This window comes from Luteimonas rhizosphaericola (assembly GCF_029888045.1).
Lineage (GTDB): Bacteria > Pseudomonadota > Gammaproteobacteria > Xanthomonadales > Xanthomonadaceae > Luteimonas > Luteimonas rhizosphaericola.
This window is the reverse complement of record NZ_JARXRN010000021.1, coordinates 319,777-343,955: the sequence shown is the minus strand read 5'-3', so window position 1 is coordinate 343,955 and position 24,179 is coordinate 319,777. Positions and strand designations below refer to the sequence as shown.

20 protein-coding genes are annotated in these 24,179 nt (G+C 69.3%); 17 read left to right on the top strand and 3 right to left on the bottom strand.

Annotation, left to right across the window (positions count from 1 at the left end; all coding sequences use genetic code 11):
• Nucleotides 1-147: 147 nt before the first annotated feature.
• The 11 genes from QFW80_RS07920 to QFW80_RS07870 all read left to right on the top strand — a co-directional run bounded on the left by QFW80_RS07920 (nucleotide 148) and on the right by QFW80_RS07870 (nucleotide 10,693).
• On the top strand, nucleotides 148-594 hold the full coding sequence (locus QFW80_RS07920; RefSeq protein WP_331488491.1) for a hypothetical protein: 447 nt from the start codon (nucleotides 148-150) through the stop codon (nucleotides 592-594).
• Nucleotides 595-624: 30 nt separating this feature from the next.
• Entirely contained in the window at nucleotides 625-1,512 is an 888-nt protein-coding gene (locus QFW80_RS07915; RefSeq protein WP_280601102.1) for a VirB8 family type IV secretion system protein, read from the top strand.
• Complete coding sequence (locus QFW80_RS07910) at nucleotides 1,509-2,279, top strand: TrbG/VirB9 family P-type conjugative transfer protein (protein WP_280601101.1); 771 nt, start codon at nucleotides 1,509-1,511, stop codon at nucleotides 2,277-2,279. Before QFW80_RS07915 ends, QFW80_RS07910 begins: the two co-directional genes overlap by 4 nt.
• Complete coding sequence (locus QFW80_RS07905) at nucleotides 2,276-3,481, top strand: TrbI/VirB10 family protein (RefSeq protein WP_280601099.1); 1,206 nt, start codon at nucleotides 2,276-2,278, stop codon at nucleotides 3,479-3,481. The genes QFW80_RS07910 and QFW80_RS07905 overlap by 4 nt, the downstream gene beginning before the upstream one ends.
• A gap of 15 nt (nucleotides 3,482-3,496) precedes the next feature.
• Nucleotides 3,497-4,540, top strand: a complete 1,044-nt coding sequence (gene virB11 / locus QFW80_RS07900; protein ID WP_280601097.1) for a P-type DNA transfer ATPase VirB11 — start codon at nucleotides 3,497-3,499, stop codon at nucleotides 4,538-4,540.
• A gap of 68 nt (nucleotides 4,541-4,608) precedes the next feature.
• Nucleotides 4,609-5,478 carry a lytic transglycosylase domain-containing protein gene (locus QFW80_RS17540; RefSeq protein WP_331488490.1) on the top strand — a complete coding sequence of 290 codons (870 nt, stop codon included), beginning with the start codon at nucleotides 4,609-4,611 and terminating at the stop codon, nucleotides 5,476-5,478.
• A 61-nt stretch (nucleotides 5,479-5,539) separates the two neighbouring features.
• Nucleotides 5,540-5,935 carry a TrbC/VirB2 family protein gene (locus QFW80_RS07890; protein WP_280601095.1) on the top strand — a complete coding sequence of 132 codons (396 nt, stop codon included), beginning with the start codon at nucleotides 5,540-5,542 and terminating at the stop codon, nucleotides 5,933-5,935.
• Nucleotides 5,928-6,242, top strand: coding sequence for a VirB3 family type IV secretion system protein (locus QFW80_RS07885; RefSeq protein ID WP_280601093.1), 315 nt, complete (start codon nucleotides 5,928-5,930; stop codon nucleotides 6,240-6,242). Before QFW80_RS07890 ends, QFW80_RS07885 begins: the two co-directional genes overlap by 8 nt.
• A gap of 7 nt (nucleotides 6,243-6,249) precedes the next feature.
• Entirely contained in the window at nucleotides 6,250-8,775 is a 2,526-nt protein-coding gene (locus QFW80_RS07880) for a VirB4 family type IV secretion/conjugal transfer ATPase (RefSeq protein WP_280601380.1), read from the top strand.
• A 64-nt stretch (nucleotides 8,776-8,839) separates the two neighbouring features.
• Nucleotides 8,840-9,631, top strand: a complete 792-nt coding sequence (locus QFW80_RS07875) for a hypothetical protein (protein ID WP_280601092.1) — start codon at nucleotides 8,840-8,842, stop codon at nucleotides 9,629-9,631.
• 51 nt (nucleotides 9,632-9,682) lie between these two features.
• Nucleotides 9,683-10,693, top strand: coding sequence for a TrbL/VirB6 family protein (locus QFW80_RS07870; protein WP_280601090.1), 1,011 nt, complete (start codon nucleotides 9,683-9,685; stop codon nucleotides 10,691-10,693).
• Between the two features lie 127 nt (nucleotides 10,694-10,820).
• Here the strand turns inward: QFW80_RS07870 and QFW80_RS07865 are convergent, their stop codons facing one another.
• Both QFW80_RS07865 and QFW80_RS07860 read right to left on the bottom strand, forming a co-directional pair.
• Nucleotides 10,821-11,624, bottom strand: coding sequence for a S1/P1 nuclease (locus tag QFW80_RS07865; protein ID WP_280601088.1), 804 nt, complete (start codon nucleotides 11,622-11,624; stop codon nucleotides 10,821-10,823).
• A gap of 125 nt (nucleotides 11,625-11,749) precedes the next feature.
• Nucleotides 11,750-12,388 (bottom strand): OmpW/AlkL family protein, encoded by a 639-nt coding sequence (locus tag QFW80_RS07860; RefSeq protein WP_280601086.1) that lies wholly within the window; start codon nucleotides 12,386-12,388, stop codon nucleotides 11,750-11,752.
• Between the two features lie 175 nt (nucleotides 12,389-12,563).
• Between QFW80_RS07860 and gap the strand changes: the two genes are divergently transcribed.
• The 6 genes from gap to QFW80_RS07830 all read left to right on the top strand — a co-directional run bounded on the left by gap (nucleotide 12,564) and on the right by QFW80_RS07830 (nucleotide 23,507).
• On the top strand, nucleotides 12,564-13,565 hold the full coding sequence (gene gap / locus QFW80_RS07855) for a type I glyceraldehyde-3-phosphate dehydrogenase (protein WP_280601085.1): 1,002 nt from the start codon (nucleotides 12,564-12,566) through the stop codon (nucleotides 13,563-13,565).
• Nucleotides 13,566-13,685: 120 nt separating this feature from the next.
• Entirely contained in the window at nucleotides 13,686-16,517 is a 2,832-nt protein-coding gene (locus QFW80_RS07850; RefSeq protein ID WP_280601084.1) for a DUF2339 domain-containing protein, read from the top strand.
• Complete coding sequence (locus QFW80_RS07845; protein ID WP_280601083.1) at nucleotides 16,514-17,857, top strand: DUF3999 domain-containing protein; 1,344 nt, start codon at nucleotides 16,514-16,516, stop codon at nucleotides 17,855-17,857. The genes QFW80_RS07850 and QFW80_RS07845 overlap by 4 nt, the downstream gene beginning before the upstream one ends.
• Nucleotides 17,858-17,942: 85 nt before the next feature.
• Nucleotides 17,943-19,115, top strand: a complete 1,173-nt coding sequence (locus QFW80_RS07840; protein WP_280601081.1) for a phosphoglycerate kinase — start codon at nucleotides 17,943-17,945, stop codon at nucleotides 19,113-19,115.
• A gap of 70 nt (nucleotides 19,116-19,185) precedes the next feature.
• Nucleotides 19,186-21,228 carry a DUF3857 domain-containing protein gene (locus QFW80_RS07835; protein WP_280601079.1) on the top strand — a complete coding sequence of 681 codons (2,043 nt, stop codon included), beginning with the start codon at nucleotides 19,186-19,188 and terminating at the stop codon, nucleotides 21,226-21,228.
• Nucleotides 21,225-23,507, top strand: coding sequence for a tetratricopeptide repeat protein (locus QFW80_RS07830; RefSeq protein ID WP_280601078.1), 2,283 nt, complete (start codon nucleotides 21,225-21,227; stop codon nucleotides 23,505-23,507). The genes QFW80_RS07835 and QFW80_RS07830 overlap by 4 nt, the downstream gene beginning before the upstream one ends.
• A 26-nt stretch (nucleotides 23,508-23,533) precedes the next feature.
• Here QFW80_RS07830 and QFW80_RS07825 read toward each other — a convergent pair whose 3' ends face one another.
• A complete protein-coding gene (locus QFW80_RS07825) occupies nucleotides 23,534-24,121 on the bottom strand; it encodes a GNAT family N-acetyltransferase (RefSeq protein ID WP_280601077.1) in 588 nt (195 codons plus the stop codon).
• Nucleotides 24,122-24,179: the final 58 nt, after the last annotated feature.

Below are 24,179 nucleotides of genomic sequence, written 5' to 3'. Positions count from 1 at the left end.
TACGTGTCGGGGCCGCGTGAGCCCCATCCTGCATCGATCAATCGTGAGCGCCCGGCACGTCCGGCGTGATCGCGTACGCGCCTGCCTGCCTGCCTGCGGGCGGCGCGATGGGGACATGTATTGCCGGCGAATCCCGGGGAGAGTGGCGTGAGACGGGACAAGGCGGTCGTCATCGGGTGGCTGGGCATGAGTGCGGTCGTCGCGGCACTCGCCGGATGCGCGACCCCGGAAGCGCGCGATTTCCGCGGGCGCTGGACGCCACTGAACCAGTTCGCGGACACGCCGCAGGCGATTCCCCTGCACCAGGGCTACGTGTACCAGGCCACGCCGGCCGACGGCACGCTCAAGCACATGCTCGACCGCTGGGCGCGGGATTCGAAGCTGCAGGTCGCTTACGAGCATCCGAACGACTACACGCTGCACGCGCAGGCTGCGCACATCCGCACCCACGACATCGGCGCGGCGGCTGCGGAACTGACGCGCGCCTACGCGGGGGAAGGCGTACGCGTGAGCGTCGAGGGAAGCCGCATCCGGGTCACGGACGCGCGGAGCGCTGGGGCCGACCAGGCAGCCGCGCCCACGCCAGCAGACTGACGCGCACGCACGGAACGATCGGGAACACGGATGTTCAGACGAAGAGAAAAGACGCCGGCGGTGGAACAGGCCGTCAGCCGGGGAGTGAACTACGAGGTCACGCTCGCGGACCGTGCGCGCCGCAGCGAGCGTCGCGCGTGGTGGGTCGCTGCGTGCGCGCTGACGATGTCGCTGATCCTGGCCGGCGGCTACTTCTACTTCCTGCCTCTGAAGGAGAAGGTGCCGTACCTGGTGATGGCCGACCCGTATACCGGGACTGCGACAGTGGCGCGCCTGGTCGGCGACTTCCAGGACCCGACCATCACCACCCAGGAAGCGATCAACAAGAGCAACGTCGCGCAGTTCGTGATGGCGCGAGAGTCCTACGACACCGGCCTGATCGGCCAGCAGAACTGGCGCCAGACCCTGACCATGGCTGGCCCGCGCGTCGCGCCGGCGTTCCGCGCACTGCACGCGGCCACCAATCCGCACCGCCCCTACAACCAGTACGGCAACAGCCGCGCCGTGCGCATCCGCATTCTCAGCATCTCGCTGGTGCCGGGCGCCGCGGGCCAGCCGCCGCGCGGCGCGGCGGTGCGCTTCCAGCGCAGCCTCTACAACAAGCAGACCGGGAGTTCGCAGGTCATGGATGGAAAGATCGCCACCCTGGAGTTCGCCTACGATCCCGCGCTCAGGCTCGACGAGCGCGATCGCCTGCTCAACCCGCTCGGGTTCCGGGTGTCCGAGTACCGGGTGGACAACGACTATGGCCAGCCCCCCGCGGACGAACCGGCGTTCCCGGACATGTCTCCGGAGGTGGCGGCTCCCGGACCCGCACCGCGCCCCGCTGCAGGCCAGGACGCGTGGACTGGCGAGGAGGGCGATGCCGCGGGCGTCGACGACGCTGCGTCGGCCGCGCCGTCGGGAACCCAGCCATGACCCGCGCGCGACAGATCGCCGCGTGGTTCGCGCTTGCGCTGCTGCTGGCTTCGGGCGTGGGCCTGCCGGCGTGGGCGCAGGCGCTGGACGAGTACGTCTACGAGCCCGACCGGATCTACCAGGTGCGGACCGGGCTCGGCATCACCACGCAGATCGAACTCAGTCCGAACGAGGAAATCCTCGACTACAGCACCGGCTTCAGCGGCGGCTGGGACCTGAACCGCCGCGACAACGTGTTCTACCTCAGGCCCCGCGACGTGGACGTCGACACCAACCTGCTGATCCGCACCGCCGTCCACGCCTATGTCCTGGAGCTCAAGGTCGTGGCCACGGACTGGCGGGCGCTCGAGCAGGCCAAGGCCGCGGGCGTCCAGTACCGCATCCGCTTCACCTATCCGAACGACACCGCGTTCGCCGCCGCCAGCGATCCGGTCGAGGAGGTGCACGAGCTCAGTACCGCGCAGCACGCCGGCAGGCGGTACCACTTCGGGTACGACGTGGCCTATCGCAAGCGCCATCCCGCCTGGCTGATTCCCGCCACCGTCTACGACGACCGCCAGTTCACCTACATCCGGATGGGCGATCGCACGCGGTTCCCGAGCGGCAATTTCCCCGCGGTGTTCGCCCGGCAGGAAGAGGACGGCGACGAGTTCATCGTCAACACGACGGTCGAGGGCGACACGATCGTCGTCCATGGCACCTATCCCTACCTCGTCCTGAGGCATGGCGACAACGTCATTGGCCTGCGCAGGAGTGCGGAACGATGAATCGACCCAGCGATCACGCGCCGGGCGGACAGGAGCGCGATGCACCTGCCTCCAACCCTTACCAGGCCCGCCAGGATGCCTTTGCCGGGCCGGATCTGGACGCGGGCGCCCCGCACCTGGCCTCGGCCGAAGCGCAGCGGCTCAACCGCAAGGCGCTGCTGTTCCTGGCCGCGCTCGTCCTCCTGCTGCTTGTCGCGGCCGCGCTGATCTTCGGTAGCGCCATGTCCGACCCGGAGCCTTCGGCCACCCGCGCCGGAAACCAGCAGCCGCTGGTCATCCCGGACGCACCGGACCTGCCCGACCTGCCGCCGCCGCCCGCACCTGTGGTGGCGGACCCGTCCGACACCCTGCCGCCGTTGCCCGTGATCGAAGATCCGGCTCCGGCGCCCGCAGGCACGCGCCTGCCTTCCCTGGGCGGAGAGGACGTGCCGTCGTTGCGCGAGCGGCGCATGCGCGATTCGGTCGGGATCCATGGCGGCCAGTCGCCCGCCGCGGCCCCCGGCAGCATGTCGCCGGAGGAGTACGCGCGGATGATGGCCGCCCAGTCCGGCGGCGCCCCGGGCAGCCTCCCGCCTGCGGCCGCAAGCCGCGGCCGGTCCGCGGCGCAGCCATTGAACAATCCGAACACGCTGCTGCTGCGCGGGACCTACATCCGTTGCGTGCTGGAGTCGCGCATCATCACCGACGTGCCCGGCTTCACCTCGTGCATCGTGACCGAGCCGGTGTATTCGGTGAACGGACGCAGGCTGCTGCTGCCGCGCGGTTCGAAGGTGATGGGGCGCTACCAGTCCGACGCCATCATCGGCGAGCGCGCGGCGATCGTCTGGGACCGCATCACCACGCCCAACGGCCTGGACGTGAACATGAGCAGCCCCGGCGTGGACATGCTGGGCGCGGCCGGCAACGAGGGCCACTACAGCGCGCACTGGGGCCAGCGCATCTCGTCGGCGCTGATGATCAGCCTGCTCAGCGACGCCTTCAAGTATGTCGGCGCCAAGAACGGTCCGCCGTCGACCAGCTTCGAAGGCGGCGTCGCGATCCAGAACCCGTACGAGAGCAGCACCGCCCGCACCATGGAGCGACTGGCGAACATGGCACTGGAGCGCAGCATGGCGCGTCCGCCCACGGTCACCATCAACCAGGGCACGCTGCTCAACGTCTACGTCGCGCAGGACGTGGACTTCGCGGCCGTGCTGCGCTGATCGAGGACCACGGGCATGGATGCCGACAATTCGCCAGTGGCCAGGGTCTCCAGCGAGTTCCTCGACTACCAGTACCAGGTGCTCGGCATCGGCGAGTACCTGCAGTCCGCCGATGTCACCGAGATCTGCATCAACCGGCCGGGCGAGCTGTACCTGGAGACCGCGCGCAACGGCTGGCAGCGGGTCGACGTGCCGACGCTGACGTTCGAACGCGCGCGCCAGTTCTGCACCTCGGTGGTCAACGAAAGCAATACGGGCCAGCGGATCACCGACGCCGATCCGATGGTGTCGCTGACGTTCCCGACAGGGCAGCGCGCACAGTTCGTGATTCCGCCGGCCTGCGACGCGAACCGGATCTCGATCACCATCCGGTTGCCGGCCAGGTTCAGCAAGACGCTGGCGCAGTACGAGGAGGACGGGTTCTTCTCGCAGATCCTCGAGGACGGCGCGCAACTGGGCGAGCACGACCGCGAACTGCTGGACCTGCGCGGCCGGGGCGACTACCGCGAGTTCTTCGGCAAGGCGGTGCAGTACCACAAGAACATGGTGGTGTCGGGGGCCACCGGCAGCGGCAAGACCACGTTCATGAAATCACTCGTCAACCACATCGACGCCCGCGAGCGATTGGTGACGATCGAGGACGCGCGCGAGCTGTTCATCCCGCAGCCGAACGTCGTGCACCTGCTGTACTCGAAGGGCGGGCAGAGCACCGGCAATGTCACCGCCAAGACCTGCATGGAGGCGTGCCTGCGGATGAAGCCGGACCGGATCATCCTCGCCGAGCTGCGCGGCGACGAGGCGTTCTACTTCATCCGCAACTGCGCCTCGGGGCATCCTGGCTCGATCACCAGCTGCCATGCAGGGAGTACCGAACAGACCTGGGACCAGCTGGCGCTGATGGTCAAGGCCTCCGTGGAGGGATCGGGGCTGGAGTTCCCCGTCATCAAGCGGCTGCTGCGGATGACGATCGACATCGTGGTCCACATCAAGGCGCATGCGGGCCGTCGCTACATCACCGGGATCGACTTCGATCCGCAACGCGCGCTTGCGGCGCACTGAGCAGGCCGACATGACGCTTTGGCTCGACATCGACAGGGATGGTCGCACCGCGGCCGCGGAGGCATCGCATGCTGCCCGGACTTGAGCTGATGGCCTGCGGCGAACTCGCCGTTCCCGTCGACGTGATGCGGCACGTCGTGCGCGTGGAGTCGTCCTTCAACCCGTACGCCATCGGTGTGGTGGGTGGACGGCTGGCCCGGCAGCCACGCAACCAGGCGGAGGCGGTGTCGACCGCGCGCATGCTGGAGGAGAAGGGCTTCAACTTCTCGCTGGGGATCGCCCAGGTCAACCGCTACAACCTGGCCAGCTATGGGCTGGACAGCTACGAACGCGCCTTCCAGACCTGCCCGAACCTGCAGGCCGGATCGCGCATCCTCGCCGAATGCCATGCACGTGCCGCGGGCGACTGGGGCAAGGCGTTCAGTTGCTACTACTCGGGCAACTTCTCGACCGGGTTCCGCCACGGCTACGTCCAGAAGGTGTTCGCGTCATGGAACGCGGAAGCGGGCGCCAGGCCGGATGCCGACGCGAGCGCGACCCCGCTGGCCGGGCAGGGCACGAACCTCACCCGCCGTGCCACTCCCGTGCATCGGCGCGATTCGCTGCTTCAACGCCGCATCCGCGACGCCGCGAGGAACGTCGAGCCGGCGCGCGCGCAGATGGTGGAGGGCGTGACGGCGATGGAAGACCAGCAGACGGCGGCTTCAGGGCCAACGCCGCCGTCTCCTGCGCCTGCGGCTGCCCTCCCCGGGGCGCGACAGCCGGTACTGCTCCAGCCGGACGGCGCACCGCCGCTGGGCCTGCCGCCGGCGCGGGCACCCGAGTCCGCGGCGACGGCCGCCGTGGCCCGGGTGTCGCCGACGGCCTCACAAGCATCCGCATCCGAGCCGCCGGCGCCCGAGCCACCGACATCGGACGATGCCGCCTTCGTCTTCTAACCGACGCATCAGGATGCGGAACCAACCCCCCGTACCACCCACCAAGGACCGGAGCTTCAACATGACACACAACGACCATCTCCCCACCCAGCGTCGCCCGCATGTCCGGGCTACGTCCGCAGCTTTCGCGCTCTTGGGCGCGCTGCTCGTTCCTTCGCTTGCCTGGGCCGCGCCCGGCGCCGAGGCGGCGGGCCGCGTCACCACCTTCTTCACCAACATCAACGGGCTGCTCAACATCGCATCGATCGCGATCGTGACCATCGCGATCATCTTCGCCGGCTACCAGATCGCCTTCAACCACAAGCGCATCGGCGATGTCGCGCCGGTGCTGATCGGCGGCTTCCTCATCGGCGCAGCCGCACAGATCGCGAAGATGCTGCTTCCCGACACGGAAGTCGGGGCGATCGGTGGCGGGATGGCCCTGGCACTGGTCGAGCTCGTGGCCCGCCATGCATAGGAACGTCCTGTTCAAGGGATGCACGCGGCCGCCCATGTTCATGGGCGTGCCGTACGTCCCGTTCACCATCGCGGCCGGCGGCTGCCTGCTGCTGACGTTCTACATCGACATGTTCTGCCTGCTGCTGCTCCCGGTGGTCATCGTGGTGATGCGGCAGATGGCGCGTCGCGACGAGATGATCTTCCGGCTGCTCGGCCTGCGATTCCAGTTCAGGCTCAAGGCGCGCAACCGGCGCCAGCACGACGGCATGTGGGTGTTCTCACCGAACCGCTACCGGCGTGCGTTCGCGGTGGCCGAGGGCGACTGACATGGCCATGCAGGCTCCGGACCACGCCATCGCCGACTTCATTCCGGTGTCGTCGCACGTGTCGCCGCATGTGGTGAAGACGACCGGCGGCGATTTCATGCTGTCGTGGCGGCTCGACGGGCTGCCGTTCGTCGGGCGCGAGGAGTGGGACCTGGAGCACCGGCACAACACGTTCAATCGCATGCTGCAGACACTGCGGGCGCCGGATTTCGTCAACGTCGCGTTCTGGGTCCACGACCTGCGCCGTCGGGGTCGGATCGAGGCGCACGGACGGTTCGCGCAATCCTTCAACCAGCAGCTGTCGGACGACTATCTCGCCCTGCTGTCGTCGCAGCGCATCATGCGCAACGAACTGTACCTGACCATGCTGTACCGGCCGATCGTGGTCGGGAAGCGGCTGGTCGAGCGCTCGCACAAGCGTGAGGTCCTGCAGGCGCAGCAGGACCAGGCAGTGGCCAAGCTGCTGGAGCTGGCCGGCAACGTCGAGGCAGTGCTGAAGGACTACGCCCCGGTCCGGCTCGGCATGTACGAGGCGGACAACGGCGTGGTGTTCTCGGAGACCCTGGAGCATCTGGGGTTCCTGCTCAACCGCATCGACGAGCCCGTTCCAGTGCTCAATGCGCCGGTCCACGACTACCTGGCCGTCAGCCGGCACATGTTCTCGGCCAGGACCGGCGACTTCGTGGTCCGCACCCCGTCGGGCGGCAACGTCTTCGGGGCGATCCTCAACATCAAGGAATACTCCGACGCGACGTGGCCGGGCATCCTCAACGGCCTCAAGTACCTGGACTTCGAATACGTCATCACCCATTCATTCAGCCCGATGGGGCGGCAGGACGCGCTGCGCGTGCTCGACCGCACCAAGGGCATGATGATCTCCTCCGGCGACAAGGCCGTGAGCCAGATCGTCGAGCTGGACCAGGCGATGGACCAGGTCGCGTCGGGGCACTTCGTGCTCGGCGAGTACCACTTCATCATGGCGCTGTATGCCGATACCCAGGAGCAGCTGGCGCACAACATCGCCACGGCGCGCGCGGAGCTGTCGAATGCCGGCTTCGTCTCCGCGAAGGAGGACCTCGCCGTGTGCTCCTCCTTCTACTCGCAGCTGCCCGCGAACTGGCGCTTCCGCACGCGGCTGGCGAACGTGAGCTCGCTGAACTTCCTCGGCCTGTCGCCTCTGCACAACTTCGCCACCGGGAAGCGTGAGCGCAATCCCTGGGGCGAAAGCGTCACCGTCCTGCAGACCACCAACGGACAGCCCTACTACTTCAACTTCCACGCCACCCATCCTGCCGAGGATTCGACCGGCGAGAAGGCGATCGCCAACACCATGGTGATCGGCAAGTCGGGCACCGGCAAGACCGCGCTGATCAATTTCCTGCTCAGCCAGGTGCAGAAGCTGGATCCCTGCCCCACGATCTTCTTCTTCGACAAGGACCGCGGCGCCGAGATCTTCGTGCGCGCCTGCGGCGGCAACTACCTGGCGCTCGAGAACGGCTCGCCGACCGGTTTCAACCCGCTGCAGTGCGAGCGGACCGAAGCGAACGTGCAGTTCCTGTCCGGCCTGGTCAAGGAACTGGCGGGCAAGTCGCAGTACACCGCGCGGGAGGACGAGGACATCCACCGTGCGGTGGAGGGCATGCTCGACATGCCGATGCACCTGCGCTCGATGACCAATCTGCAGAAGAGCCTGCCCAACATGGGCGACGACGGCCTGTACGCGCGGCTGCGCAAGTGGACCGCCGGCAACGCGCTGGGTTGGGTGTTCGACAATCCGGTGGACACCGTCGACCTCGAACGCGCCAGCATCATCGGCTTCGACTACACCGACGTCATCGACAATCCGGAGGTCCGCGTGCCGGTGATCGCCTATCTGCTGCACCGGCTGGAGGGGTTGATCGACGGCCGGCGCCTGATCTACGTGATGGACGAGTTCTGGAAGATCCTCGAGGGATCGGGCGGACTCAAGGAATTCGCCAAGAACAAGCAGAAGACCATCCGCAAGCAGAACGGCATGGGGATCTTCGCCACCCAGAGTCCGGAGGATGCGCTCGCCAGCGACATCTCCGCGGCGCTGATCGAGCAGACGGCGACCCTGATCCTGCTGCCCAATCCAAATGCCTCGCGCGAGGACTACATCGAGGGACTGAAGCTGACCGACGCCGAGTTCCAGGTGGTCAAGAGCCTGGACGAACGCTCGCGCACCTTCCTGGTCAAGCAAGGCCATGGATCGACCGTCTGCCAGTTGAACCTTCGCGGCCTCGACGATGCGCTGGCGGTGATCTCGGCGAGTACCGACAACATCGAGATCATGCATCGGATCATCGGCGAGGAATCGGTGCGATCCGGTATTGCCCGCGACGAGTTGACGCCAGCGCGATGGCTGCCGAGGTTTTTCGCGGAGCGGAAGGGATCCGGCACGATGCGTGCGCCCTTCGCTGGTGCAAGCCAGGACGAGCTGAAAGAGCGCGCGACGGATGGCGTCAGGGCGCTGCGTTCATCCGGCGCCGGTTACGCGGGATCGCGAGTGTGAGCGCTGATGTCAACACCACCGCCGTGCGTGGATGTGCGGCAGCCAACCGTAGAGGGACACCACTATGAACAGTCGGGATCTGATCCGGTTCACCCTGAAGTCGATGGTCCTGCTGTGCTTGGTGCTGGGATCGACCGCCCATGCGCAGACCCCGGTGACCGATGCAGTCCATATCAAGATCAACGAGTTTGCGTGGGTCGAGCAGTACAAGCAGATGTACAGCGACGAGATCAAGCAGGCGCAGCAGCTGAGCAACCAGCTGCAGCAACTTCGCAACCAGATCCAGGACATCCAGGAGCAACAGGTCAACGGCCTGAAGTTCCTGTCCGAGCGCGGCCCTCGCGACACCGATCTGCGCCGGCGCGCTGACAACGCGTTCCTGGAGGAGCGATGTGGCCCGCTCGCCGCCGAAGGGCTGCGCGCGATGCTCGGCGGCGTGAGGGCGCCTCGGCGGGTCTCGAAGGCGCGAGAGCGACAGTACGACGCATGCGCCTCGATGGTCCAGCTCGACAACCATCGGCACAACTTCCTGGTGGACGTGATCAGGAAGGTCCAAGCCCAGGATGCCGAGATTGCCAAGCTGCAGGCCGAAAGCGCAAGCACCAGCGGCAACGAGCGAGGGCGGCTCGAGCGCAACTCGAATGCCATCCAGCAGCTCCAGGCGGCACAGGCCGCCGAGATGGAGAACGCGCAGCGTCAGCTTCAGTACTACGCCCACCAGATCGAGGCATTTTCAAACGAAATGGCGTGGTCGGGGCAGGCCGCATTCACCAACAAGCGCAGCCTGCTCGGCCACGTCGTCGAGTACGCGACCTTGAAGGGTGCGCTGCAGGTCGCGCGCTCGCGGGATCGCTGACCGCGGGGCATGAAGCGATCGTCATAAGAGAAGCGCAGGAACTGGAATCGGATGCTCGGGGACGCGATGGACGGCATGCTCACATTGGCGGGAACACTGCTGGACCTGGTTCCCGCCCGGGCCGGGCTGCCCAGTTTCGTCTTCTTCCACGAGATCAACGCCTTCGTCGACGACGAGCTGATCCACGAATACCTGCCCAATCTCGGGGAGCGCGTGATCCGGGTGCTCGGCGGGGTCGGTGTGCTGCTGCTGACGCTGTGGATCATGGTCCAGGGATACCGGATCGTCACCGGTCAGTCGCGCGAATCGATGATGGCCCTGGTGGTCAATGCGCTGCGCGCGACCTTTATCGTCGGCATCGCGCTGGGGCTCGGCGCGTCGTTCGGTCCGATCTACGGCACGGTCACCGACGGACTCTCGCGGACCGTCAACGAAACGATGACCGGCGATCCCGACGGCGAGGACGCCTATGCCGACATCGACCGAACGCTGGCGATCATGCAGGCCGCGCTCACGGTGGTCGATTCGGTCGATACCTCCTACGACGAGGAGACGCGCGAGCGCAAGGACCGGACCCTGGCCATGATCACCGCGGGCCTGGGCCTGCCGGCCATCACCGCGGCCGCCGCGATCATGCTCAACAAGTTCGCCATCGGGCTGGTGCTCGCGCTGGGCCCGCTCTTCATCCTCTGCCTGCTGTTCGAGCCGACCAAGCCGTTGTTCCACAAATGGCTGCTCTATGGCGTCGGCGCGATCTTCTCGATGGCGGTACTGAGTGTCACGGTCACCCTGGCGCTGGACATGGTGATCGCGGTCGGCACCGCCTTCTGGATCGGCAGCATGCTGGGGGTGGGCGGCGATGGCGAAAGCCTCACCAGCATGGCGATGCAGCAGGGCGGGCTCGGCCTGATCCTGACCACGCTCATCGTCAGCACGCCTCCGATGGCGGCGATGCTGTTCCAGGGCACGCTCGGGCAGTTCAGCGGCTACAGCGTCTTCCAGTCGCAGCCGATGCCCGGTTCTCCGGGCAATCCGGGCGGGACGCTGACCCCAGCGCGCTGATCAGGTGCTGGACCGCACCAGACAGCCGCCCCGCGCAGCCGCGCCGGGTCCATCTGCGCACCTCCTGCGGCAGGTGTCGCGCCGGGGCGCCAGGTCAACCGTATTGCGTCGACCCCATCGGTAGCGTCTACCGGGCGGCGCCCAGCGCGCCGTCGATCAGCGATGCCAGCCGTGCGCCTGCCAGCCGCACCTGGGATTCGGCGGTCGGCGTGTGGGTGGCGAGGTAGCGCGCGTCCAGGTTTGCGCGCGCGGGATACACGCCGGGCGCGAAGGCGATCCGGCAGGAGTGCTCCGCCCAGTGAGCCGCATCGGCAGCGGTCGCATTCGCGTCCCGCGTCGTCGGGCCCGCCGCAAGGCGGTGCACGTAGGCGTCCTCGGGCAGCCCGGCCGATTTCAAGAGCTCTCCATCCCACACCCGGTGCAGGTTGGTGCCCTTGCCGTGGAGCTGCACCTGCACCGTGTTGCCGCCGCGGTCGCGGGCGTTGCCGGCGTGCATGGGCTGGTGGACGTCGCCCACGAAGTGGACCAGGAACTTCAGCGCCTGCAGGCGCTCGGCATTGCTGCGGCCGCGGTCGGCCAGGATCGCGGCCTGGGCGCGGATCGCCTCCACCGCGCAGTCGCCCTTCGGGCAGGCGGCGTCGGCGTCGTAGCGGCAGCCCAGCTCGCCGAGGTTCACGTAGTGCCACTTGGCCGAGCGTCTGCCCAGGTCCGGGTCGTTGGCGCGCACGTCGTCGGCCCAGTTGGCCACGTCGGCCAGTGCGTGCAGGCCCTCGGTGGCCAGCAGGCGTTGCACCTCGGCGTGCGCGGCCGGGGTGAGCTGCGGTTCGGCCAGGCGCGCCACCAGGCGGTGGCCCAGCGGGCCCCAGGCGTGGGCGGCCGGGGCGCAGGCGATCAGGAGTGCGAGAACGAGTGCGGTAGGGATGCGTGGCATGGCGGGCAGTCTACCCAAGCGCTGGGTCCGCCAGGCGACACGGGTGCGGGATGCGGGTGGCGGGGCGCGCCACTCGCATCCCCGGTCGGAACGCAGCGGAGCGCGGGCCTGCTGCTGCGCCTCGCTCAGAACTTCACCACCCACGCCGCGCCGTACACCAGCGGGTCGATGTTGGCGGTGCCCACCCTGGTGCCGTTCACCTTCACGTCGGTGTCGATGTCGATCCAGCGCGCATCCAGCCGGATCGCGCTGCGCGCGCCCACGGCGAAGTCGATGCCCGCATGGGCCGCCAGGCCCCAGGAGTCGTCCAGCGACAGGTCGGTGCCGGCCAGGGCGCCGGTGGTGTCTTCGCTGAAGAAGGTGGTGTAGTTCACGCCCACGCCCACGAACGGGGTGGCGCGGCTGGCGTTGGCGAAGTGGTACTGCAGCGACACGGTGGGCGGCAGGTGCTTGGTGCTGCCCACCCGGCCCACCCCGCGGATGTCGATGTCGTGCTGGAATGGGAGCGACGCCAGCACTTCCAGCCCCAGGTTGTCGCGGATGAAGTACTCGGCGGTGATGGTCGGGCGCACGCTGCTGCCCACTTCGGTCGGCGGCAGCGGGCCGAGGCCCAGGGCGGTGGCGTCGAGGCTGCCGTTGTCGGATTTCGGGTCGACGTTGTGGGCACCGAGGCCGAGGGTCCACTCGCCCCTCGACTGGGCGGCGGCGGGCAGGGCGAGAGCGGCGGCAAGGGCCGCGAGCAGGAGTGCAGGGGTGCGGGTCATGGTACGGGTTCCGTGTGGGGTCTGCGCACAGTCTGGAAGCCGCGCGCCGGCGCCTCCTTGATCCGGATCATTGCAATCGCAACCACCACGGCATGCCGGCTGCGGCACGGGCCGGCCACGCCGGTGCTGCTAGAATCGACGCTCTTTCCAAACCCTGTCCGGGAGTCCGCGCACCATGGCGATCAAGGTAGGCATCAACGGGTTCGGCCGCATCGGCCGCAACGTGCTGCGTTCGGCGGTCCAGAACTTCGACGACATCCAGATCGTCGCCATCAACGACCTGCTCGAACCCGAATACCTGGCCTACATGCTGCGCTACGACTCGGTGCACGGCCGCTTCAAGGGCGAGGTCTCGATCGATGGCGACACCCTGGTGGTCAACGGCAACCGGATCCGCCTCACCCAGGAGCGCGACCCGTCCAACCTGAAGTGGGATGCGGTGGGCGCCGAGGTGGTGATCGAATCCACCGGCCTGTTCCTCGACAAGACCACCGCGCAGAAGCACCTCGACGCGGGCGCGAAGAAGGTCATCCTGTCCGCGCCGTCGAAGGACGACACGCCGATGTTCGTCTTCGGCGTCAACGACAAGTCGTACAAGGGCGAGGCGATCATCTCCAACGCCTCGTGCACCACCAACTGCCTGGCGCCGCTGGCCAAGGTGCTCAACGACAAGTGGGGCATCAAGCGCGGCCTGATGACCACCGTGCACGCCGCCACGGCGACGCAGAAGACGGTCGACGGCCCGAGCAACAAGGACTGGCGCGGCGGCCGCGGCATCCTCGAGAACATCATTCCCTCCAGCACCGGCGCGGCCAAGGCCGTGGGCGTGGTGATCCCGGAGCTCAACAAGAAGCTCACCGGCATGAGCTTCCGCGTGCCGACCTCGGACGTGTCGGTGGTCGACCTGACCGCCGAGCTCGAGAAGCCCGCCAGCTACGACGAGATCAAGGCCGAGATGAAGGCGCAGAGCGAAGGCGCGCTCAAGGGCATCCTCGGCTACACCGAGGACAAGGTGGTGGCGACCGATTTCGTCGGCGAGACCTGCACCTCGGTGTTCGACGCCGACGCCGGCATCGCGCTCGACCCGACCTTCGTCAAGCTGGTGGCCTGGTACGACAACGAGTGGGGCTATTCGAACAAGTGCCTGGAAATGGTGCGCGTGGTCGCCGGCAAGTAAGCCGGAAGTAGCCATCCGCGATACCCGAAGCCCCGCCTGCGCGGGGCTTCTTGTTTTCGCGCACGGACCGGCTAGGGTGGCCGGCAATGCGCCCGCGCGGGCGCCGACGGGGAAATCGCGATGGAAGGAGTCCTGACCCTGCTGGGGCTGGCGGCGTTGGCCGTGCCGGTGCTGCTGGTGGTGGCGCTGGTATCGATCGGCGGGCTGAAGCGGCGCGTGGCCGAGCTGGAGGACGCGGTGGCGCAGCTGCGCGTCAGCGCCCCCCTTGCCGCAGGCGCGGAGGCGCCGGCGGACATGCGCGGGGCGACCCGGCAAGGCGAGGGGACATCGCGTCCATGGACGGATGCAGCGTCGACGGCCGCGCACGGGACTGCACCGGCTGCAGAGGCAACGCCGGACGCGTCTGCGGTCGACGGACAGGCAGGCGCGACATCGTCCGCGTCGACGCCGGTCGATGTCGCCGGCGCGCGCGGACCCATGGCCGGGCAGGAGGCTGGATCGTCGACGCCAGGTGCCGCACCGGGCGCCGGCGCGCCGGGGACTGCGCCGCCCGTTCCGCCCCCGCTGCCCTCGCGCGCGGTCGCAACGCCCGCGCCGCGTGCGCCCCTTCCGCCCACGCCACCGCGCCAGCCGCCGCCGCGCGACTTCGCCGGGTCTGCGGCACGCGCGGTGCAACGCTGGTTCACGGTCGGCAACGTGCCGGTCAAGGTCGGCATGCTGGTGCTGCTGGCCGGCGTGGCCGCGCTGCTGAAGTACGCCAACGACCAGGGCTGGCTGCAACTGCCGATCGAGCTGCGGCTGGCGGGCGTGTCCGCAGCCGCCATGGCCGGCCTGGTGTTCGGCTGGCGACAGCGCGGTGACAGGCCGGCATTCGCGCTCGCGCTCCAGGGCGGCGCGATCGGCGTGCTGCTGCTGGTGGTGTTCGCGGCCTTCAAGCTCTACGGGCTGCTGCCCGCGGCAGCGGCATTCGCGCTCAGTGTTTCGCTCGTTGCCGGACTGGGGGTGCTCGCCGTCCTGCAGGATTCGCGCACGCTGGCGGTGCTCGGCATCCTCGCCGGGTTCCTCGCGCCGATCTGGCTGTCGACCGGGAGCGGCAATCATGTCGCGCTGTTCTCCTACTACGCCGTGTTGAACGCGGCGATCTTCGCCATCGCCTGGGTGAAGTCGTGGCGGGTGCTCAACCTGCTCGGCTTCGCATTCACCTGGGGCATCGGCATCGCCTGGGGCGTACTGGCGTATTCGCCCGACAAGCAGGCCAGCACCCAGCCGTTCCTGGTGCTGTTCTTCGCGTTCTACCTGCTGCTGCCGATCCTGTACGCGCGGCGCCGCCCGGCCAGCCGCCGCGACCTGATCGACGGCTGCCTGCTGTTCGGCACGCCGCTGGTCGCGTTCGCGCTGCAGGCGGCCCTGCTCGACGGCGCGCGCATGCCGCTGGCGCTGTGTGCGCTCGCGCTGGCGACGGTGTATGCGGTGCTGGCGTGGGTCCTGCGCCAGCGCGACGGCTATGCGCTGCTGGCGCAGGCGCACGCGCTGCTGGCGCTGGGGTTCGCGACGCTCTCGGTGCCGCTGGCGCTGTCGGCGAATGCGACCGCCAGCGTGTTCGCGCTGGAAGGCGCGGCGCTGGTCTGGCTCGGCCTGCGGCAGCGGCGCGTGCTGCCGCAGCTGGCCGGCCTTGGCCTGCAGCTGGCGGCCGCGGGCGCCTACGCCATCGGCATGTCGACGGCGCCCGCACCCGATGTGCAGCCGCTCGCCAATCCCGCCTTCATGGGTGCGCTGCTGATCGCACTGGCCGGTTTCGCGAGCGCATGGAGCTATCGCGATGCCGGCCAGCCGCGCATCGCGCTGGGCTACTACCTGTGGGGCCTGCTGTGGTGGTGCGGCAACCTGCACCAGGAAATCGTGGGCTTCGTGGCCGGCGACGCGCAGGTCGACGCCATGCTGGCCGCCGCCGCGTTGACCGGCTGGATCGCGGCGGAAGTGCATCGCGCACGCCCCGCGTGCGCGCTGGCGGCGACGACGCTGCTGGCGCTGGCGTCCGCGATCCCGTTCGCGCTCGCGCAGGCCGCGGTGCACGCGCACCCGTTCGCCGGCATGGGCGCGTGGGCCTGGATCGCGTTCGCGGCGCTCGGCGTGCGCAGCCTGCTGTGCCTGCGCGGCGACGCCGACCGGATCGGCGACTGGGCGCAGTTCGTCTGGTGGCTGGTCTGGCCGACCGTGCTCGCGCTGTTCGCCGGCTGGCTGGCCGGTCGTCTCGAGCTGGCGTCGGGGTGGGCGCATACCGCGGTCGCGCTGCCGTGGGTGGCGCTGGTGGCGGCCTCGATGTGGCGCTGGCAGGCGTTGCGCGCGCCGCGTGGCGCGGCGTTCGATGCGCTGCGCCTGCCGCTGCAGCTCACCGTGTTCGCACTGCTCGGCATGTGGTGGCTGGCAACCCAGCTCGCCGCCGGCGACGCCGCGCCGCTGCCGTGGCTGCCGCTGCTCAATCCGCTGGAGATGGGCCAGCTGCTGGTACTGGTGCTGGTCGTCCGCTGGCTGTGGTCGACCCAGGCCCCGCACGGACTGGCACCGCTGCGCGTGCCGCTGCTGTCGATGGCGGGCTTCGTGTGGATCACCCAGGTCACGCTGCGCGCCGTGCACCACTGGGGCGGTGTGTCGTGGGATACCGGAATGATGGACGAGACGCTGGCCCAGACCAGTCTCACCGTGGTGTGGAGCCTGCTGGGCGTGATCGGCTGGATCGCCGGTTCGCGCCGCGGCCAGCGCACGCTCTGGCTGGCCGGCGCGGTGCTGATGGGCGTGGTGCTGGCCAAGCTGGTGCTGGTGGATCGCCAGCACCTGGGCGATCTGCTGGGCATCGGCTCGTTCATCGCGTACGGGCTGCTGTGCACGCTGGTGGGCTATTTCGCGCCGGCGCCTCCGCGAGCGCAGGCCGCCCCGCAGGGAGCAGCGGCATGAGGCGCGCGTCGGCATGGCTGGCGCTGGTCGTGTCGACGGCGGCCGCGTTCGCGTCGCCCGCGGCGGACCATGCGGTGCAGCGGCTGCTGACGGTGCCGGACGACAGCGCCGGCATCTACCGCGTGCCGCTGGATGCGCAGGTCTACCTCGCGGCCCGTTCGCCGCGGCTGGACGATGTCGACATCGTGGATGCACGGGGGCAGGCGGTGCCGGCGCAGCTGTTCGCGGCCGAACGCGTGGAGACGCCAGCGCCACGGCGGATTCCGGTCCCGTGGTTCGCGCTGCCCGCGGCCTCGATCGATCGACCCGCCGGGCTCGCGCTGGCGGTGGAGCGCGCAGGCGATGGCAGCGTCGTCCGGGTACAGGCGCAGGTGCCCGACGCGCCGGTCGCCACGCGCATGGCCACGAGCTGGCTGGTGGACACGAGTACGGTCGACGCGCCGGTCGCGGCCCTCGTGCTCGACTGGGCCGGCGTGCCCGGGCCGGTCGAGGCGACTTATCGCATCGAAGGCAGCGACGACCTGCGCGAGTGGCGCGTGCTGCAGGCCCACGTCGCGCTGCTCGACCTGGCGCGCGGGGGGCAGCGATTGCGCCAGCCGCGCATGCCGGTCGATGCGTCCGCCCGCTATCTGCGGCTGGTGCCGCTGGCGGGCGCGGAGGGCCTGGTGCTCACGCGCGTGGAGGTCGAAATGCCCGCCCAGGCTGCTTCGCCGGCTGCACCGCTGTGGCGCGAGCTGCAGGGCAGTGCGCTGTCGGCCGCGGGGCGCGCCGGGTTCGGATATGCGCTCGAGGGCCGGTTTCCGATCGTGAGCGCCGACATCGCGCTGCCGGGCAACGGCACCGGGGAATGGACGCTCTACAGCCGCGAGTCGGACGACGCGCCCTGGGTGCGGCGCGCCGGGCCGTGGCTGGCGTACTCGATCGGCAGCGACCAGCGGTCGCCACCACAGCGCCTCGATGCGACCGTGCGCGATCGCCACTGGAAGCTCGTTCCCGGCGACGCGCAGGCGGCGCCACCGGTGTTGCGGTTGGGCTGGCATCCGGAGTCGCTGGTGTTCGTGGCCCGCGATGCGCCACCGTACCGCCTGGTCGCAGGGAGCGCGCGGGCATCGCGCGCTTCGGCCCCGGTCGCGCAGTCCCTGGCCGCCATCCGCGATACGCGAGGCCAGGACTGGCAGCCGCCGCTCGCAAGGCTGGGGGAGTCGGTTCCGCTCGCCGGCGAGGCCGCGCTGCGCCCTGCGCGCGACTGGCGCGCATGGCTGCTGTGGGCGCTGCTGGTCGCAGGCGCACTGCTCGTCACGGGCTTCGCCGCCAGCCTGTTGCGCACGCCGCGCGCATGACCGCGATGGTGGCAGGCGCAACGTTTGCCTGCCGCGCGCGCGGCATCGACAATGGGCGGCGAACCCCCGCCTCCGAGCCGTGCCCATGACCATCCTCCGCATGACCGACCTCGACCTGTCCGGCCAGCGCGTGCTGATCCGCCAGGATCTGAACGTGCCGATCGACGACGGTCGGATCACGTCCGAGCAGCGCATCACCGCGTCGCTGCCGACGCTCCGCCTCGCGCTCGAGCGCGGCGCGACGGTCATGGTGATGTCGCACCTGGGGCGGCCGAAAGAGGGCGAGTGGAGCGAGGAGAACTCGCTCGCGCCGGTGGCGCGTCGCCTGGGCGAGCTGCTCGGGCGCGAGGTGCCGCTGGTGCGCGACTGGGTGGATGGCGTGGAGGTCGAACCCGGCGGCATCGTGCTGCTGGAGAACTGCCGCATGAACCCGGGCGAGGGCAAGGACAGCGAGGAGCTGGCGAAGAAGTACGCCGCGCTGTGCGACGTGTTCGTGATGGACGCCTTCGGCACCGCGCACCGCGCGCAGGCGTCCACCCACGGCGTGATCCGGTTCGCGAAGCAGGCCGCCGGCGGCCCGCTGCTGATGGCCGAACTCGATGCGCTGGCCAAGGCGCTCGACAATCCCGCGCGCCCGCTGCTGGCGATCGTGGCCGGCAGCAAGGTCTCGACCAAGCTCGAACTGCTGTCGAACCTGGTGGGCAAGGTGGACCAGCTGATCGTCGGTGGCGGCATCGCCAACACCTTCATCGCCGCACAGGGCCTGCCGGTGGGCAAGTCGCTGCACGAACCCGACCTGCTCGACACCGCGAGGCAGATCATGGCCGACGCGAAGGCGCGCGGCGCCGACATTCCGGTGCCGACCGACGTGGTGGTGGCCGCGCAGTTCCATCCCGACGCCGAGGCGACGGTGAAGCCGGTGGCCGAGGTGGCCGACGAGGACCTGATCCTCGACATCGGTCCCGACACCGCTGCGCGCTACGCGGCGATGATCGCCGAGGCCGGCACCGTGGTCTGGAACGGGCCGGTGGGCGTGTTCGAGTTCGACGCCTTCGGCAAGGGCACCGAGACGCTCGCGCGCGCGATCGCCGCATCGTCCGCGTTCTCGATCGCCGGAGGCGGCGACACCCTGGCGGCCGTGGACAAGTACGGCATTGCCGGCGACGTGTCCTACATCTCCACCGGCGGCGGCGCCTTCCTGGAGTTCCTCGAGGGCAAGACCCTGCCGGCGGTGGCGGCCCTCGACGCGCGCGGCTGAGCGGGCTGCACCGGGGCCGCCTGCCTGGTGTACCTTTCCCGGCGGGGACACCGGTGGGGCGAAGATGGGGATGCGGGCGATCGTGTGGGGGCTGTTCCTGCTTGCGGGAACGGCGCAGGGGGCCGTGGTCGAACACGAGCGCGGCGAGTACAGATTCGGCACCGGAGCGGTGCCGGAATTCGTGGAACGCGCGCCATCGCCGGAGCAGTGGCCTGCCGATGCGCCTGGGGCGGAGGACGAGCGTTGGCGCTACTGGCTTTACGACGTCCAGGCGGACCGGCGCGAGGGCCGCGATCAGCTTTTCGTCGACTACGCCTACGAGGTGCGGGGCGCGTCGCTGGTCGGTGACGCGGGTCGCTTCCAGGTCAGCTTCAACCCGGGCTACCAGCAACTGACGATCCACGACGTCAGGCTGCGGCGCGACGGACAATGGCTCGACCGCCTGTCTCCCGAGCGGATCTCGCTGGCCCGCCGCGAAGATGGGTTCGAACAGGACCTGGCCGACGGCGCCGTGACCGCCCTCATCGTCCTGGACGACGTACGGCCACGCGACGTGGTGCGGATCGCCTACAGCATCGCCGGCAGCAACCCCGTGCTGGCCGGGCAGGGTTCTGACTGGATCCGTTTCGGATGGCAGCATCCGATGCTGCGCGCGAGCCTGCGCGTCCTGCTGGATCCGGGAACAAGGCCGAACATCCATCGCGAAAATGGCGCACCCGAGGCCGTGGTCGTGGAGCGCGCGGACGCTGTGGAGGTGCGGCTCGAGGCGCAGGCACTGCCGCTGGTGGTCGACGATGGCCAGTATCCCGCTTGGTACCAGCCTTATCCGCTGGCCCAGGTCAGCCCGGCGCGCTCGTGGGCGGACGTCGTGGACTGGGCAATCCCGCTGTATCCGCGGGTAGACCAACTGCCTGTCGACCTCGAGCAGAGACTGGCGGCGTGGAAGCGCCTGCCGGACAGGCGTGCGCGCATCACTGCCGCGTTGCGGCTGGTGCAGGACGACGTCCGCTACTTCGGCGTCGAGATGGGTGAGAACACCCATCGTCCGACGCCGCCCGGCGAGACCTGGCGGCGCCGCTTCGGCGATTGCAAGGACAAGGTGTACCTGCTGGTGAGTCTGCTGTCGGAACTCGGCGTCGAGGCGGTGCCGGCGCTGGTGAGTACCGATCGGGGCAAGTCGATCGCCGGCTTCGCACCCTCCGCGTCGGTGTTCAACCACGTGATCGCACGTGTCGAGGACGGCGGGGAGGTGCTCTGGCTGGACCCCACCATCACCCTCCAGGGCGGTCGCGCAGGCGATTACGACCTGAGCCCGTACGGCGTCGCGCTGCCGGTGGGGCCCGGGCCGGCCCGGATGGAGCCGATCCTGCCCCCTGAAGGCGGCGCCTCGCGCAACGGGGTAACCGTCGTCGAACGCTACAAGCCAGGCCCCGATGGCCGTCGAGTGGGCTTCGTGGTCGACACGGTCTACCGCGGTCACCATGCCGACTCCCGGCGGCGGACCATCGTCAGTGAACGTCCCGAGGATCTGGCACGCAGGTATTCGGATTACTACCGGCGTCGCCTCGGAGAGGTCGAAGTGGTGTCGCCGCCTGTGCTGCGCGACGACCGCGACGCCAATGAACTCCGGGTCACGGAGGAATACCTGCTCGTGCAACCCTTCGACACGGAGTCCGGCGCGGTGAAGGCGCTCGACGTCTACGCCGAAACGCTGCATGAACTCGCCCAGCTTCCCGCCTCGATGGCGAGGACCTCGCCACTCGACTACGCGGTGCCCGGACACTATCGCCATGACATCGAAGTGGTGGTGCCCGACGGTTGGAGGCCCACGTTCGGCAGGGAGCAGCGGCAGGCATCGATCCCGTCATTCGACTATGCGCGCGACTTGGAGGTCGAAGGTGGCCGCGCCCACATCCAGTACACGCTGCAGGTCAAGCATCGGGAGGTGGCGGGCACGGATGCCTCGGCACATCTGGCCGAGCTGCGGAAGCTGCAGGACGAGCTCTCCGCGACGCTCCGGTTCCGCGTACCTGCCGCCACGGCGGCCGACGATCGTCAGCAACGTCTTCAGCAGCTCCTGCGCAAGGCCGTCGACGGGGAGATGAGCCAGTGAAGAACGTCACGATCCGCGCGGCCATCCTGGTTCCGCTGCTTGCCTGCGTATGGGCGGTCTCGGCCGAAGATCGACCGCTGGAGGCGCGTGACGTGATCGCAGCGCCCGATGGCGCCTGGGCCACGTTCCTGTCCGACCCCGCCTACGCCAACGCGTACGACGCCTACGGTGCGCTGGGCGAAGTCGGATATGGGCAGGCCGGAGTGGATCCGGATGCGTGCCGCCAGCATGGCTCCGCCCTGGAAGAAGCCGTCCGGCAGGCCCCGGTCAGCATCGCGCTGCACCGCGCTCGCATGCTGTGCGCGGAGGCGGCGGGAGACGATGTGTCGGCCGAAGAGGCGATGCTGGCGACGGGGGCGCTGTCCCGACTGGCGTTGTCGGGCAACCGGGAGGGCTTCTGGCCGGAGCCGGCGCGCGTCATGGGACCCGCGGACGTGTATGCGCTGCTCGCATCGGCAGGCCTCGAGTACCGATACGAGTATTTCGCCAGCGTCGAGCCGCAGCGCTACTACCCGCTCGTGGTCGCGGTCTGGGACGATGCGAAGAACACGGAGCGCCATCTCTGGTTCGACTACATCGACACCGCCAACAGCATCGTGCGCGAAGACCCGTTCTCCGGCTACCCGCTCCAGCGCCGGCAGCTGGCTCACGGCTTCATCGAATCGCTAGCGGGAGGAGGCGACGCAGCGGCGCTCGACATGCAGGCGGTCTTCGAATTCAGGCTTGCCGGAGCGACCCCGGCCGTCGTCGATCGGCTCAGGCCCGGTGCCGACGCCGGCGGCGTGCAGTCCTTGAGCACCTGGCTTCTGACCTGCTCGCTCCAGCCGGCGGATCGCTGTGCCGACGGACTTGTCGACGCGCTGCTGCCGCATGCCGAACAGGAGCATGCGGCGCACACCGCGCTGCTCGCGCTCGCCTATGCCCTTGGTGTCGGTGTCGAACGGGATCACCGGTCTGCCGAGGCGCTTCTGGAGGCTGCCGATCGACGCTGGGCGCCCTACGGCGCGACGGGCATGCTGACCGGCATGTGGACCCAGATCGTATCGCGCGAGCCGCTGCCCGACTTCCTGGCGCAGAGGGTGCGATCGGCCCAGGCCGCGGGCGATCCGCTGGTGGCCGCCATCGGCGCGGCGCTGGCGCTGTCTGAAACGGGCACGCCGCAGTTGGTGCCGGAGCAATTGCGGGCACTCGCCGACCCGGTGAACAACGGTGTCGGCAAGGGCTATGCGCTGCTGATGAGCTATCACCATCAGCGCGACGAACATTTCGCCGCGAACGGATGGATGAAGTCGGCTTCGGACGTGGGCGATGCGAACGCGCAGGTCGCGGCCGGTGCCGCCCTGCTTGCGGCCGCCTCGACTGCGGCGCAGCGGCGCGAGGCGAGGGCGCTGATCGAACGCGGGGCACAGGGGGGCAGCGCGCTCGGTGCACGGCGCCGCGCGCACCACAGCATGATGGCCGGCGAATGGGCGCAGGCCGAGGGCTGGCTGCTGGGTGCCGTGCAGGCGGGCGACGTCGACTCGATCCTGCTGCTGGCGAACCTGTACGAATACGCGCGGCCGGGCGTGCATGGCGATCCGCGGCAGGCAGCCGACGCCTATCGTTCGCTGTCGCAGCAGGTGGACAGCGCGGAGGCGCGCCGACGCCTCGCGGAAATGGCGATTGCAGGGCGCGGCATGGACAAGGACCTCGTGCAGGCCGATGCCTGGCTGCGTGTGGACGCCGAGAAGGGAGACGGCGCCTCGGCCACGCGTCTGGGATACGCGCTGCTCACCGGCGAACTGGGTGCCCGCGACGAAGCACAGGGCAAGCGTTGGCTGGAACAGGCGATCGGGCAGTCCTACGCGCCTGCGTACGTCGCATATGGCGGCTGGTACTTCTACCAGAGCGACAACACGCTCGATAGCCGGCGGCGCGGGCTGGAGCTTTGGCGCCAAGGCGCGGAAGCGGGCGAGTCGACGGCCCGAAACAACTTCGCCTGGGGACTGTGCACCGCACCGGAGTCCGAGTTGTTCGACCCTTCGCGCGGCAGAGAGATGGCGATTCCGCTGCTCGAAGATGAAAACCGGACCGCCTGGATGGACACGGTGGCAGCCTGCCACGCGGCCGCGGGAGAGTACGAGCGCGCCGTCGCGCTGCAGGAGGAGGCGATCGAAGTCCTTCCCGCCGAAGCCGCGGAAGCCGGATTCGACGAGGACGGGTTCCATGCGCGACTGGCGCTCTACCGCCAGGGGAAGCGTTACGTCGAGCCGCATCGTGTCCAGGCAGGCGCGCGATAGCCGGCCGCGCTCACGGTTCGCTGCCGTCAGCGCACCGGCCTGCGCCACTCCTGCGCCAACAGGCCGAACAGCTCCGAGTCGGTGGCTTCCCCGCCGACGAAGAAGCGCTCGCGCATCAGGCCTTCGCTGCGGAAGCCCAGCCGCAGCAGCAGCCGCCGCGAGGGTTCGTTGCGCGGGTCGATGTCGGCCTCCACGCGGTGCAGGCCGAGCGTGCGGAAGCTCCAGTCCAGCGCCAGCGACACGGCCTCGCTGGCCAGGCCCTTGCCCCAGTGCGCCGTGCCGAGCGCATAGCCGACTTCCGCGCGGCGATGGCGCGCGTCGAAGCGGAATAGCGTGCATGTGCCCATCGCGCGATCGCTGCGGCGGTCGGCGATGATCCAGTCCAGCGCTTCGCCGCGGGCGAACGCCGCCTGCATGTCCTCCAGCCTGCCTTCGGCCTGCATACGCGAGCGCATGGGTGCGCTGCTCCAGTACCGCATCGCCGTCGGGTCGCCGAACAGTGCGAACACCCCGTCGACATCGTCGGTGCGCGGTTCGCGCAGCCGCACGCGCGCGCCCGTCAGCGTCGGGAACGCGGGCAGGGCGGCAAGACGGGCGTGGATGTCGCCGGACATGTGCGATATCGCCAACGGGCTGGGCTAGGATAGCGGCCTCTCGCGGCGCCGCTGCCGC